Annotated in this window: 1 protein-coding gene; it reads left to right on the top strand. The window is 50.4% G+C overall.

The features are described 5' to 3' along the window. Positions 1 to 63: 63 nt before the first annotated feature. Positions 64 to 1,211, top strand: a protein-coding gene (locus B9Y90_RS26245; RefSeq protein ID WP_139827529.1) for an IS3 family transposase whose coding sequence is annotated in 2 segments (ribosomal slippage) — positions 64 to 301 and positions 301 to 1,211 — 1,149 coding nt in all. Because the reading frame shifts where the segments join, the coding sequence is not laid out codon by codon here. Positions 1,212 to 1,229 lie beyond the last annotated feature (18 nt).

Here is a 1,229-nt window from a genome sequence, read left to right as displayed (position 1 = left end):
TGAATCGCCACAGGTTTAACAGACACCTCAGAGTCATTTAAGATGACTTAAAGAGAGGTGCCCATGAGCGGTAAGCGTTATCCTGAAGAGTTTAAAATTGAAGCAGTCAAACAGGTTGTTGATCGTGGTCACTCTGTTTCCAGTGTTGCAACACGTCTCGATATCACCACTCACAGTCTTTACGCCTGGATAAAGAAGTACGGTCCGGATTCTTCCACTCATAATGAACAGTCAGATGCTCAGGCCGAGATCCGCCGTCTTCAGAAAGAGTTGAAGCGGGTTACGGACGAACGGGACATATTAAAAAAAGCCGCGGCGTACTTCGCAAAGCTGTCCGACTGAGGTACGCCTTTATCCGCGACAACAGCCGTTGCTGGCCTGTTCGTTTGCTCTGTAGGGTTCTGGATGTCCATCCGAGTGGATTTTATTTCTGGCTTAAGCAGCCACATTCACAGCGTCACCAGACAGACCAGATGCTGACCGGGCAGATCAAACAGTTCTGGCTTGAATCTGGCTGCGTCTATGGTTATCGCAAGATCCATCTCGATCTGCGTGATACCGGACAGCAGTGCGGAGTGAACCGGGTCTGGCGGCTGATGAAGCGTGCCGGAATAAAAGCTCAGGTTGGGTACCGCAGCCCACGTGCACGTAAAGGAGAAGCCAGCATCGTGACACCCAACAAGCTCCAGCGGCAGTTCAATCCGGACTCACCGGATGAGCGTTGGGTGACGGACATAACCTACATCCGAACCCACGAAGGCTGGCTGTATCTGGCCGTGGTGGTTGACCTGTTCTCCCGAAAAGTTATCGGCTGGTCAATGCAACCCCGCATGACAAAAGAGATTGTCCTGAACGCATTACTTATGGCGGTGTGGAGGCGTAATCCTCAAAAGCAGGTACTGGTTCACTCTGATCAGGGCAGTCAGTACACGAGTCATGAGTGGCAGTCGTTCCTGAAATCACACGGTCTGGAAGGCAGCATGAGTCGTCGCGGTAACTGCCATGACAACGCGGTTGCGGAAAGCTTTTTCCAGCTACTGAAACGCGAACGGATTAAGAAAAGGATCTACGGAACGAGAGACGAAGCCAGAAGCGATATTTTTGATTATATCGAAATGTTTTATAACAGTAAGCGTCGGCATGGTTCGAGCGAGCAGATGCCACCGGCTGAATATGAAAACCTATATTATCAACGGCTCAGAAGTGTCTAGATTATCCGTGGCGATTCA

The organism is Cedecea sp. NFIX57, assembly GCF_900177785.1.
Taxonomy (GTDB): domain Bacteria; phylum Pseudomonadota; class Gammaproteobacteria; order Enterobacterales; family Enterobacteriaceae; genus Cedecea; species Cedecea neteri_C.
The sequence above is the reverse complement of the archived record's forward strand: the minus strand, read 5'-3'. Positions and strand labels throughout refer to the sequence as shown.